We start from the raw sequence: 13700 nt of genomic DNA on the forward strand, positions 1-13700 counted from the left end.
CGCTCAAAAATGACTCTTAAAATACAGATTTACAATAATTTCAAAGAACTTGTTTTATTTTTTAGTGGACACTAGTGCTATTATTTATAAAAAAAATAAAATATTAGCATAAAACTCGAAGACATGAAATATAACCTCAGAACAAATTATAAGAAAACAGATCATGAAATAATGCTACGTCAGGAATGCGCAATTCTTGCGAAATGATATGGCAGACTTACAATATATGTAGTTTTTATGAATTAGCTAATTGGTTCGGCAAGGAAAGTGTAGATTGTCTTTTGGCTGATAGAGAGTTTGTCGGGGGAAAATGGTTAGCGTTTTTAAACCAAAACAACATTTGGTATTACATCAGAATCAGAAATAATTTCAAAATTTATTCGTACCAAAAACAGGAAGAGATTAAGGCTTTTTGGTTGTTCAATAATTTGAAAACAGGCAATTTTTATCATTATCCGAAAACGCTATCTTTCAGGGAGTAAAACCATTGACCGAAACGGAAAAATGGAGTTTTTAATTATTGTTTCATTCAATAAACCCGAACAAACAATGGTTTATTATAAACAAAGTGGCAGATTCAAACTCTTTTTAGAGGATTAAAAAGTAGTGGCTTGAATATAAAAATACACATGTGGCCGATTTAGAAAGGCAGTCAAAATAATTAATTCTGTTTTTTTAGCATTTTATTCGGATGTTCGTGATAGTATATTAGTTTCTTTCTTTCAACATAATTCTTGCTAATATTAACTTCAATTGGAATATTATCTTTTATGAAAAAAATTTCCGCGTCAAAAAATAGTATATCGAAAACAGAGACCGATAAAACTTCTGCAATTTGAACAACTCTCGAAATTGTTAAATCAATTTCACCTCGTTCAATTTTTCCATAGCCACTAGTACTCATTTCTAATTCTGCAGCAACAAAATCACGTGTTAAGTTTTTCAGTTCTCTTATTTTTTTAATATTAATATGCCTACGAAAGTACCTCACCATTCCTTTATTAGATTCCCACTCAATCGAACATCTTCAAAATCTTTTCCTCTTAAATAATCTATTATTTTTTTGTGTTTTCATCTTCACCTTCAATTTTGAATTTCACTTCATTTTAATATTATTTAAATTTTTGTCATTAATTATACTCATAAGGCTTTTGGATGAATTGATTAAACTGAGATTAATAATAGGATAACCAAAGTTTCCCTTCTAAATAGTATGTGTTTTAGCGTTTATCTTATTCTATTTCTTCTTTTTTGTGTACATTTGGACACCTAGTTATATCGATTTCGGTATGTTTTATTTTAGATATATGTTTTTAAGCATATTTCCTTTTGAATATTTGTGCTACTCATATTCAAAAAAAATCTTTTTATTCTAAAGTAAGTACTATCATTATAAATTAAAAAAAAGATTTGCCAAATTGAAAATAAGAAAGATAGTTGTTGGTTTTATTTTTATGGGATTTATTGCCTGTAACAAGAAAGAGGAATCAGCATCTTTGGACGATTCAAAAAAAGTTAGTCCATTAATAGCAAGATCAAAAACTGACACTATCAATTTGTCCTTACTAGATTCTTCTAGGAGAGGTGATTTAAAATATTCTCTAGAGCAACTTGATAATACTAAGGGACTTTCCAATAGCTCTGTGAATACTATTTTTCAAGATTCTGAAAATTTACTTTGGGTTGGGACTTGGGATGGTTTAAACCGATATGACGGGACTAATTTCAAAATTTTCAGACCCGAAATTAATAAAGAAAATAGCCTTAGTAATCAGGTCATTCTTAAAGTAGACGAAGATGATTTGGGTAGGATCTGGATCTTGACAATGCACGGAATTAATCAATATAACAAAAAAACGGATCGTTTTGAACGTTATTATTTTTCCAGAAAGAATAGCCCTCCATTATCGGAATCAGAATTCAATATGGCACTTGATCCATCCAAAAAAGTCTTTTGTGCCGTAAAAGACTGGGGAATTGGTTATTTCGACGGTACGGCTTTTCAATTATTAAGTTCTAAAAATCTTCCTAGAAAATCCGTTAAAAAAATGGAATTTACATCTAAGGGCGATTTGATCGTATTGTTTGAAGATCAAGAACTTTATTCCTTGTCTATTGAGAATGCCAAAGCAAACGGAAAAATAATTTCAAAAACAGCCTTGATTTCTGTCAATATTAGAACGTTTGAAATAATGTCTAATCAGAAAATAGTTGTTATTCCGACCTCAGGGAAAGTTATATTACATTCCATGTCGGATAAAAAAAACAAGGAAATTCCAGTACAAAATATAGAAAACAGTATTGGTCATGTGCCTGAGGGTCTTGTTTTATCTAGCCATTCGGGTTATCGTATTATTGATAGTTTGGGAAATGTCTTCACTAAACCCTGGTTGAAATATCTCAAGAATCAAAAAGTGACTGCTTTGATTCAAGGGAGTGAAAATGTGATTTGGACCGGTACTGATGGGGATGGAATTTTTAAAATGTATCCGCTTAAAAAACCATTCAATCTAATTTCAAAAACACAAATTCCTAAACTGGATGGTGGTATTGTGAGGGCATTTTTAGAAATAAAGGGAAATTCATTTTGGGTAGGAACAAAAGGAAAAGGACTGTTTCGATTGGCTCCTAATTTTTATCAAAATCCGGATAAAACGTTAGAATATAAAAATTTTAACGAAAACAATAGCCTTATTAATAATGCGGTGTTTTCTTTATGCAAAGGACAAGATGGGCTTGTTTTTATAGGAACCGATGGAAATGGAATTACTGTTTACGACTTGGCAAAATCAAAATTAGTCAGTTGGTCAGAAATTCTGGGAAAGGAACAATGCCACTATTTCAAATCTGTTTATGCCATTTATCAGGATGAAAAAGGATTCATTTGGCTTGGAACGAATGGTTATGGGATGATTCGTTGCAAAATTGAGCGTTCTGGAGAAAACCTGAAAGTAAGTCAGTTTAAGATATACCAAGCTGATAATAAAGAAAAAAATGCTTTAAGCAGTAATATTATTTACTCCATAGTACCCGAGAAGGAGAACCAACTTTGGATAGGAACCCGATTGGGAGGTTTGAATCTTTTTGACAAAATAACAGAAAAATTTCAAACTTACAAAAACATAAAAGGTGATCCAAAAAGCCTATCCAATAATGATATATTGAGTTTGAAAAAAGATGGAGAAAATAGGCTTTAGATAGGAACCAGTTTTGGTTTAAATCTTTTAGATCATTTAGGAAGCGATGGCAGGGCTATTTTTAAAAGTTATACTACCAATCAAGGTCTCCCAAATAACACCATTCATGGGATTGTTTCGGATTCGAAATCTAATCTATGGTTAAGTACTAATTTTGGACTGTCCAACTTTGTTCTAGAAGAATCAAAGTTTATCAATTACACTAAAAATGAAGGCTTGCAAAACAATGAATTTGCTGATGGAGCATTTTACCAAGATCCAAAATCAGATTTTATTTTTATGGGAGGAATAAAAGGGTTTAATTATTTTCTTCCTCAAAATATAAAAGAATCCTCTGTAATTCCTGATATTTTAATTGATAAAATTAGTGGACAAAACCAAGCAGTTCCCTATTATCAGGGATTGGTTATTTCGCCTGATTCGGATACACATCCGTCTATTGTTTTAGATCATAATCAAAACTTTTTTGATATTGAGTTGGCCGCATTAACTTATATTAACAGTGAAAAATGCCAATATGCCTACCAACTGAAAAAATTTGATAAGGAATGGAATACAATCAATAACCGAAGAATTATTTCCTTTACGAATGTTCCCAGAGGGAATTATTCCCTGTGGATAAAGTGGTCTAATAGTGACGGTGTTTGGAGTGATCCGGTTCATGCAATTGACATCCGAATTAAACCCGTTCTCTGGCAATCGAATCTTGCCTTTGTAATTTATACTGTATTGGCTGTGCTTTTCATCTTGTTTGTACTTAGTTATTACAAGAAACGCCAATCTTTGAGCCAAAATATTCTTTTTAGAAAACGGGAAGAAGAGCTACATGAAAACCGCCTTACCTTTTTTACTAATATAGCCCATGAGTTTCAAACGCCTTTGACCTTGATTGTAGGTCCCATACAAAAGTTGTCTGAAACGACAAATTTGAGTGAAAAGAATCAGAAGTTTATTCAGATGATTCAGAGAAACACTTCAAGATTACTGTTCTTAACACAGCAATTACTCGAATTTAGAAAAGCCGAATATGATTATTTAGAAGTAAGTGTAAAAGAGTTTGATCTGGTGAATTTAGTAGAACAAATTGCGGAACTATTTGATGAATGGGCGCTCAGTAAAAATATTAATTACCATCTGGATATTCCGTCTGAATTGTTGGCTTGGTTTGACAAAGATAAAATTGAGAAAATAGTGTTTAACCTGATGTCAAATGCATTTAAATATACTCCAGTTAATGGTAAAATTGACCTTAAATTTCATATTGAGGATGGAGATCCAAAACGATTAAATATCACGATAGTTAATACAGGAAAAGGAATTCCGCAAGAAAAATTAGATTCTTTATTTGATCGATTTTTTCTTTCTGACACAAATAAAGGAACCGATAATGATCTGTTTAGAACCGGTATTGGGCTCGCCTATATTAAAAAACTTGTTACCTTCTTGAGAGGCGAAATTATTGTTTCAAGCATTGCAAATGAAAAAACAATCTTTACGATTCTATTACCTTGTAGCAAAGAAGTATTTAGTGAAAAAGAATTGGATACAGAGTTAAGTCCTATTTTGATTTCTCACCATCTCAAAAATATTCTGGAAGAAAATCCTAAGATATCGGATACCATAAACCCTAAAATAGCATCTCTTGCAACTCTGGAAGACCATCGTAAAACAATATTAATTGTTGAAGATGAAAAAGACATTCATCTCTTTTTGAATGAATTACTAGGAGAAAAGTATAGAATTATTGTCTCCTATAATGGCTTAGAAGCGTTGAATATTCTTGAAACTCAAATTCCGGATCTTATTATAAGCGATATAATGATGCCTTTTATGGATGGAGTGGCACTTTGTGAAAAAGTAAAAAAAGAAATTAAGACTTGTCATATTCCATTTATCATGCTTACTGCCAAAGATTCGGTTTTACAACGAATTGAAGGAATTGAAAGCGGTGCTAATTCTTATATTCCAAAACCCTTTCATCCCGATCATCTTTTAATCCGAATTCAAAAACTGCTGGAAGAAAAAGAACAAATACATAAATATTTTACTCAGGATACTCTTATCGAGAACCTCACAAATCTTCCCATAGAAAAGGAAGAAAAAGACTTTGTGAAAAAGGTAATTGAGTTAATTCGAAAAAATATTGACAACGAGAATCTTCAAAGTTTATTCATCGAAAAAGAATTAGGTATTAGCAGTTCTCAATTATATCGAAAAATAAAACAGATTTTTGGTTTTACACCAGGAGATTTAATTCGGACAATACGCTTAAAACATGCTGCAGAACTTTTGCGTAAAAATGTATTGACGGTTTCGGAAGTATGCTACCAATCAGGTTTTAATAATCGTTCCTATTTTTACAGGGAGTTTAAAAAAATGTATGATAGCACTCCAAAAAACTATCAATTTAAGTACAAAGCTAAGTACTAATTATTATTTTAAACATCTGTAAATCAATGCGTTTTTGATTCGTGTACACTTTTGATGAAATAGTGTACATAATTCTATGTGTCCTCCTGCTAATTTTATAAAATGATTTATGAATTACAAACCAAAAAACCATTAATGCATTTAATTAACCTAATTTTTATGAACATGAAAAAAAATATTCTAGTTAATAATCAATTTAATACTTTCTTATCATGAAAAAAAGTACTGTTTATACTTTGTTTTTACTTTGGACCATATTATCAGGGAGTGCATTGTATGCCCAAACCATAAAAGGGATTGTATCAGATAAAAATGGTCCCATACCACAAGTAAATGTAATCGTTAAAGGAACAACAACAGGAACGGTAACTGATATTGATGGTAGTTTTACCATTTCTACAGTGAATTCTAACGCTATCCTTGTCATTAGTTATCTTGGCTATCTAAGCCAAGAAGTACCTGTATCAGGAAGAACAGATTTAATTATTACCCTAAAAGAAGACTTGAATTCTTTAAATGAAGTAATTATAGTTGGGTACAATAGCCAAAAAAAGGCATCCATAAGTAGTGCCGTTTCAATGGTAGATATGGAGAGCCTTTCAAAAACAAAAGTACCCGATGTGGCACAAGCTTTACAAGGACAAATAGCTGGTGTTTTTGTAGCTGCAAATACGGGAGCTCCTGGTGATGGTATTAAAATTCGAATAAGAGGAGAAGGAACATTAGGAAATAACGATGTTTTATATGTTGTTGACGGCGTTTCTACTCGCGATATTTCTTTTCTTAATCAATCGGATGTGAAATCGATGACGGTATTGAAGGATGCCGCCGCAGGAGCAGTCTATGGTTCAAGAGCTGCTGGAGGAGTGGTGGTTATTACAACCAAAAGCGGACAAAAAGGGAAATCAACAATTAGTGCCGATTATTACTCGGGACTTCATTTTGCAACGAATCTCCCTAAAATGTTAAATACAGATCAATACTTAACGGTAAAAGATCAGGCTTGGCATAATACTATAGGGAATTCTTCCTCGGCAATTAGCCCTTATGTAGCAGACAGAAGCAGAAGTGATTTAGCCAATACAAATTGGCAGGATGAATTGTTTACAACTGGGATTTCAAAAAATTTCCAAGCTTCAATTAGTGGAGGTTCTGAAAATTTGCAATACTTAATTTCAGGAGGTTATTTTGGAATGGATGGAATTGTAGTAGAAAACCATGATAAATACCAGCGTGTAAATTTTAGAGCAAATATTAATGCGAATGTTTCAGATCGGTTTAATGTGGGAACTAATCTCCAGATTAGCCATGCAAAACAAGACAAATTATCTTCCAGTGGAGATGCACCGGGTATCATTCGCCATGCTTTATTGCGTTCGCCAATATTAGGGGTTTATAAAGACATTAATGATCCCACCTATTCTGCAAGCAATCCATATACGGATTTACCTTTCTATACGGGACCTGATAATGGATGGAGTCAAAATTATGAATTTACTTCAAACCCAATTGCTATAGTCCATTTTACAGATGACAAAAGAAATACGTTTCAAACATTTGGAAATGTATATGGAGAATATGCTTTCTTAAAAGATAATTCTTTAAAATTTAAAAGTAATGTGGGTGTTGATATTCAATTTACCCATAACAAAAATTTCGCTCAAAATTTTGGAGATGCTAATATCAGTGATGTCAATAATACTTATTATGGTCTGGGAAGAAATAATAGACCTAATGTACTAGATGAAAATAGAGGTCAAGGTATGACATTCACTTTTACGAACACTTTAAACTATGTAAAAACAATTAATGAAAAGCACAGCGTCAATTTATTGTTAGGTCAGGAAAGCATTACTAGCGATGCTGCTGCAATAGGCGGTAGCAGACAAAATTTTGATAACACTTCTGACTCTTTCAGATATCTTGATTATGGTGGTCAAGGTGTTTTAGATGCCGATGGGAATGTAATAAGAGCCTTTCCATATAGTTCTGGTTCAGCGAGCAATTGGGCTCTTTTATCTTATTTTGCTTCGGGTACTTATGGATTTAATAACAAATACTTTGCAACTGCTACCATGAGAGCTGATGCCTCTTCCAGATTTGGAGCCAATAATAAATGGGGCTATTTTCCATCTGTTTCTGGTGGGTGGATAGTATCAAAAGAAAATTTTATGTCTAAAATAGATTGGATTTCTAACTTAAAATTAAGAGCCAGTTGGGGGCAATCAGGCAATCAGGAAATACCGAATAATGCTTTTGAAACTCTAGTTTCAACAACAGGCGGAATAGTCAACATCATTCGATACGGGAATCCTGATCTTAAATGGGAAACTACAACTCAAACTAACTTTGGATTGGATTTGAGTATCCTTAAAAATAAACTTTCATTGTCAACGGATTACTTTGAAAAAAACACAACTGATATTCTATTATCGGTAAACTTGCCAGCGGTTTCTGTTGGTGTAATTGAAAGTACAATTGTAAATGCAGGGGCTGTAAGTAATAAAGGATTTGAACTTGGTTTAAATTTTCAGGATAATGATCATGCTTTTAAATATAATATAAATGCAAATGTTGCCACATTAACTAATAGGGTGAATAAACTTCAAACTTATGTGAAGAATATTATTGATGATGGGACCCATACAAAAACGGAAGTTGGACAAGCCATTAGTTCCTATTATGGTCTTGTATTTGACGGCATTTATCAAAACGATACTGAAATAAATACTACTTTATTTTCAAACTCAAATAATACACAGCCCGGGGACATTAAGTTCAAGGATTTAAATGGAGATGGTCAGATTAATGCTGATGATAGAGCTATTATAGGAAATCCTATTCCAAAAATGACCTATGGTTTTTCATTTTCGGGAGAATACAAAAATTTTGATATTTCATTCTTATTACAAGGGGTAGAAGGAGTGGATCGTTACAACGATTTGAAGCAAATTTTAAATTACGATAGTCGTCCATTCAACTCTATGGTTTCGGTGCTGGATAGCTGGCATGGTGAAGGGACCAGTAATACAACACCACGAGTTACTTTCAATAATAATGGAGGAGGAAATGTTTCCAGTGTTTTTGTTGAAGATGCTTCTTACCTTAGATTAAAAAATATTGAAATAGGATATACGTTTGATAGTAAGGTTATTGGAGTTAAAAATTTACGTATTTATGCTTCAAGTCAAAACCTTTTCACAATTACAAAATACACAGGATTAGATCCAGAATCAACTTCATTGATTGATAAAGGAACCTACCCTCAATCAAAAGCATTTATTTTGGGACTTCAAGTTCAACTTTAATTCAACTTTTAAAATATTAAATTATGAAAAAAATATTTATAGCATCAATCTTTATGAGCTTATTGTTTGCAGTTAGCTGCCAAGATGAGCTTACTACTGATCCCATAGGAGCAACAACTTTGAAGCAGGCAAATACTACTCCAACTCTTACTTCGGTAGAGCTTTCGGTAAACTCATCCTACTACTTACTTTCAAATAGTTTGAATCTTTTGGCACAATGGGATTGGAATGGAGGGCTTGTTTTTCAAAATGATTATGTAATGCAGGACATTGCTTCTGACGATATGGAAAAAAAATGGAATCCTGACGGAGATCAGCCTTGGATGGATGATATCAATAATTATACTTTTACTTCTACTAATGGCGGACCAAACGGATTATGGAAATATGATTATGAAGGAATCAAAAGAACTAATATTGCTATTGGTTTCTTAACAAGATCTGACATTGAGTCTGTTACGGGTATCACTTCTGAAAGAAAGAATCAACTCTTGGGAGAAGCTTATTTTTTAAGATCCTATTATTATTTTTCATTGGTGACTAATTTTGGTGACGTGCCATTAATTTTGGCTCCTGTTCAAACCTATCAAGAAGCTTTTACGAATGCCATTCGAGCTGACAAAGCATTAGTTTGGGGCAGTATTAAAGCCGATTTAGTATTGGCAAAAGGGCTTTTGCCAAATTCAAAATACAGCTCAACTACTGAAAAATGGAGAGTCTCAAAGGGAGCCGTAATCGCTCTTCAGGCCAAAGCAGCATTGTATACACAAAACTGGGCAGAAGTAATCACTCTTGTAAACGAATTGACTCCACTTGGATATAGCCTGAATGCTAATTATTTTGATAGTTTTAGCACCGAGTTTACAGATTTGGAGGTTATTTTTGCGTTTAATCATCAAGGAGGGCAGACTCCCAGAAAAGGAAATGGAATTTGTGCACCATTAGATTGGGGATTCTTTGCTCCCAGTACAGACTTTCTTAATTCCTTTGAGGTTAATGATCCCCGAAAATTATATACTGTAAATACTACAAATCGCAATGTAAATAAAATGTTAGGAAGCTTAGATGGAACGAATAAAGGCAATGATGAAGCACCTAATAATAAAATTTACATGCGTATGGCCGATGCTTTACTTTGGAAAGCAGAGGCGCTTAACGAAACGGGTGATTATTCTGGAGCGATTGCTATAATTAACCAAATAAGAGCCAGAGCCAGAACTACGGTAAATGCACTTGGTTTAGTTCCGCCAAGCGGCACATTATTAGACAGAGCTAATTCTTCTGACAAAGCAGTTGTCAAAGGCTGGTTGATTTCAGAAAGAAGAGCCGAACTCGGGTTTGAAAATCAAAGAATGCTGGATTTAAAAAGATGGGGAATTGCGAAAGCAGTTATGACCGCTCATGGGAAAAATTTTCAAGACCGACATATGTTGTATCCAATCCCTCAATCAGAAATTGATGCCTCTGCAGGTCTTTTGATACAAAATCCTGGATATTAGACAATAAAGTTTGGTTAGCGAATTAGTTAGTTAGTTAGTACCATTGAGAAGTAGTAGTTAAATACTAAAAATTACTGCTTCTTTTTTTAAACAAATTATGAAATAACTCTTTATTCGGAATCAGAGAATCAATATAATCCAGCATTAAAAAATAAAAACATGATAAAAAGCAAAATAGTTTTTTTTATTGCTCTGGCGACTTTTCAATTAGGATATGCACAAAAAGCCGCAGAACAAATTTCAATTCGTTTGGTTGATGCAATGCCTAATATGCCGACGCCCTACAAGATGAAGGATTGGAAAAAAGTAACAGCGCAACAAGATTCGCTTTTATATGATTTTAATGCTAAGGGACCACTTCTGCCATTAATTTGGTGGGATGATAATAAAGTAAATGTACCCATTCGTTCTTTCGGGATTCCAAGTTATGTTGGTGCTTCAAGAAATATGAATAAACAGTCTAGCTATGAATCATTACCCGTAATTGGTTCTGTTTTGGGTGCGTCATTGGTAGGAATTGATAAAAGTAATTACAACGGAATTGATTTTGTATCAATGTGTCGACAATTTTATAATACTAAAAACGGAGAAAATTTAGTTATGAATTCTGTTGACAGAAAAACAGGTGAAACCTTTTGGTATGATATTTTTCCAGGAATGGCGTTCAATATGCTCGTGGACCAATATCCTAAAAAAAAGGAAATCGCTGACATCATGAAATTGAATGCCGATAAGTGGATTGTCTGTATAAATAGATTATCCAAAGAAAAAAAATATCCTGATTTTAATTTCACTGCTTTCGATTTTAAAACTAACAAGGGAGTTTATAACGGTGTTTGGCATGAACCAGATGCAGCAGCGGGTTTAGCATGGCTTGAATTTACCGCTTGGAAAAAATGGGGAGATGCTTCCTATCTTCAAGCGAGTAAATCCTGTATGGATTATTTACAAAACCGACCAGAAAAAGAAGGTGCTTATTATGAGATCATGATGCCTTATGGTGCATACATGGCAGTACGAATGAATGCTGAATTAGGAACAAAATACGACGAAATAAAACTATTGAATTGGTGTTTTGACGGGCAAAACTCCGACCGTAATGGATGGGGTGTAATGGCTGAAAAATGGGGGCAATATGATGTTGATGGTTTAGTGGGGCAAAAAAAAGAGGAGCAATATGCTTTCGCAATGAACACCTTTTCGCAAGCGGCAGCATTGGTTCCAATTGTAAAATATAATCCTTCTTATTCTAAAACCATTGGAAAATGGATTTTGAATTTATCAAATTCCAGTCGACTTTTCTATAGCGATGAACATCCAAAAAACAGACAAACCAGTGCCGTATGGCAGGGAGATCCAAACCATGTGATTTGCTATGAGGGTCTTCGCAAAGATTTAGATCATGGCAATGGTTTTGAAGTTTATAAAGATGTATTGGCAAATGAAGGTCCTTATGCTTTGGGTGATCAGATGAAACAATATTCCTCAGCTACCGATTTGTGTCCTTATGGATCAGCTTGGGTTGGAATGTTGGCCTCAATTGTTGACACGACAAATGTGGAAGGAATTCTGAAAATAAACTGTAATGCAACCGATTTCTTTTCTTCAAGAGCATTGCCTACGTTTTTGTTTTACAACCCTTATAAAGAAATAAAAAATGTATCCTTTAATGTAGGGGACAGTTCCGTAAATATTTATGATAGTGTATCAAAAAAATATATTGGACGAAAGGTTATTGGAAATTTTAATTTCAAATTAAATGCAAATACAGCTATGACACTCATAATAGTGCCATCAGAAATAAAAACATCCATGAAAAATAAAACACTTATCGCAGGAACAAATATCATCGATTACCATTATTAATTTTGAAGTACACTATTTAAATTAAAAACACAATTACACTATAAAAAATGATCGATATCGCAAAACGTTTTACACAAAATCCCTTATTATCACCGGCAGCTCTTCCTCCTAGTAGAGAGGGTCTAGAAATTACCTGCTTGCTTAATCCTGGAGTATTTCAATTTGAAGGAAAAACGTGGCTTTTGGTTAGAGTTGCTGAAAGACCCAAACAAAAAGAAAATATCATTTCGTTTCCAATACTAACGGAAACAGGGGCGATTCAAATTATTGAAATCCCAACAAATGATCCTGAATTAGACGCCAGTGATGCTAGAGTCATTAATTATAAAGGGGTTGATTATTTGACGACACTATCGCATCTTCGATTAGTATGTAGTGAGGATGGAATCGAATTTCATGAACCAGAAAATTATCCTCCTTTGGTTGGCGAAGGTATGTTGGAGACTTTTGGAATTGAAGATTGTCGTGTCGCTTTATTGGACGGAAAGTATTATTTGACCTTTACGTCTGTTTCTCCAAATGGTGTTGGCGTTGGTTTACGCACTACCACCGATTGGAAAAATTTTGAATCGCATGGAATGATGTTGCCTCCGCATAATAAAGATTGTGCCATCTTTGATGCGAAAATTAATGGTTTGTATTACGCCTTACACCGTCCAAGCAGTGTGGATATTGGTGGGAACTATATTTGGATTACGTCCTCTCCTGATGGTTTGCACTGGGGAAATCACCAGTGTATTATTAAAACCAGAGCCGGGTTGTGGGATAGTAAAAGAGTGGGTGCAGGTGCTGCCCCTATAAAAACAGAAAAAGGTTGGTTGTCTATTTATCATGGGGCTAACGCCTCGCATCAATATTGTTTGGGTGCCTTTTTAATGGATTTAGAAGACCCTACTAAAGTAATTGCACGAACAGAAGGTCCTATAATGGTTCCAACAACAAGTTATGAATTGAGTGGTTTTTTTGGAAACGTAGTTTTTACTAACGGACATATTGTGCAGTCAGACGGAGATACTATCACTATTTATTATGGTGCTTCCGATGAGTTTGTTTGTGGTGCAGAATTTTCGATCAAAGACATTTATTCACTTTTAAAATTTAACTAATGTTCCAGAAACTAAAAACCGAAATTGGTCATTTTAAAAGTCAGACGCACAATTTTCAAATATTAGTACTTACAAATCTGGTGTATGCCATCGTTTTACCAGTAATAGATATTTTTGTGGCTGCTTATGTAATGCGAAGTTCCAATGATCCCGTTAAGGTAGTTATTTATCAACTGACAATTTATGCCGGAATTCCACTCACTTTTTTACTAAATGGTTATTTATGCGAATCAAGGGTTAAAAAAGAAAGAAATATCTGTTTAAAAATTAGATTAATAAGCTGATAATCAGTAT

General features: G+C 33.6%; 8 protein-coding genes. 7 read left to right on the plus strand and 1 reads right to left on the minus strand.

Annotation, left to right across the window (positions count from 1 at the left end; all coding sequences use genetic code 11):
- Nucleotides 1-661 precede the first annotated feature (661 nt).
- Nucleotides 662-994: a helix-turn-helix domain-containing protein gene (locus EKL98_RS15035; protein ID WP_126563041.1), complete on the minus strand. Its 333-nt coding sequence runs from the start codon at nt 992-994 to the stop codon at nt 662-664.
- A gap of 424 nt (nt 995-1418) precedes the next feature.
- Between EKL98_RS15035 and EKL98_RS18185 the strand changes: the two genes are divergently transcribed.
- The 7 genes from EKL98_RS18185 to EKL98_RS15065 all read left to right on the plus strand — a co-directional run bounded on the left by EKL98_RS18185 (nt 1419) and on the right by EKL98_RS15065 (nt 13690).
- A complete protein-coding gene (locus EKL98_RS18185) occupies nt 1419-3197 on the plus strand; it encodes a ligand-binding sensor domain-containing protein (RefSeq protein ID WP_233589450.1) in 1779 nt (592 codons plus the stop codon).
- Nucleotides 3198-3413: 216 nt separating this feature from the next.
- The gene (locus EKL98_RS18190; protein WP_233589451.1) at nt 3414-5627 is read left to right on the plus strand and encodes a hybrid sensor histidine kinase/response regulator transcription factor; all 2214 of its coding nucleotides are present in this window, start codon (nt 3414-3416) and stop codon (nt 5625-5627) included.
- Nucleotides 5628-5839: 212 nt separating this feature from the next.
- The gene (locus tag EKL98_RS15045) at nt 5840-8935 is read left to right on the plus strand and encodes a SusC/RagA family TonB-linked outer membrane protein (protein WP_126553723.1); all 3096 of its coding nucleotides are present in this window, start codon (nt 5840-5842) and stop codon (nt 8933-8935) included.
- 23 nt (nt 8936-8958) lie between these two features.
- Nucleotides 8959-10434: a RagB/SusD family nutrient uptake outer membrane protein gene (locus EKL98_RS15050; protein ID WP_126553725.1), complete on the plus strand. Its 1476-nt coding sequence runs from the start codon at nt 8959-8961 to the stop codon at nt 10432-10434.
- A 159-nt stretch (nt 10435-10593) separates the two neighbouring features.
- Complete coding sequence (locus EKL98_RS15055) at nt 10594-12300, plus strand: hypothetical protein (protein ID WP_126563042.1); 1707 nt, start codon at nt 10594-10596, stop codon at nt 12298-12300.
- 47 nt (nt 12301-12347) lie between these two features.
- The gene (locus EKL98_RS15060) at nt 12348-13406 is read left to right on the plus strand and encodes a glycoside hydrolase family 130 protein (protein ID WP_126462726.1); all 1059 of its coding nucleotides are present in this window, start codon (nt 12348-12350) and stop codon (nt 13404-13406) included.
- On the plus strand, nt 13406-13690 hold the full coding sequence (locus EKL98_RS15065) for a hypothetical protein (protein ID WP_199740713.1): 285 nt from the start codon (nt 13406-13408) through the stop codon (nt 13688-13690). The genes EKL98_RS15060 and EKL98_RS15065 overlap by 1 nt, the downstream gene beginning before the upstream one ends.
- Nucleotides 13691-13700: the final 10 nt, after the last annotated feature.

The sequence above is a fragment of the Flavobacterium bomense genome (assembly GCF_003970355.1).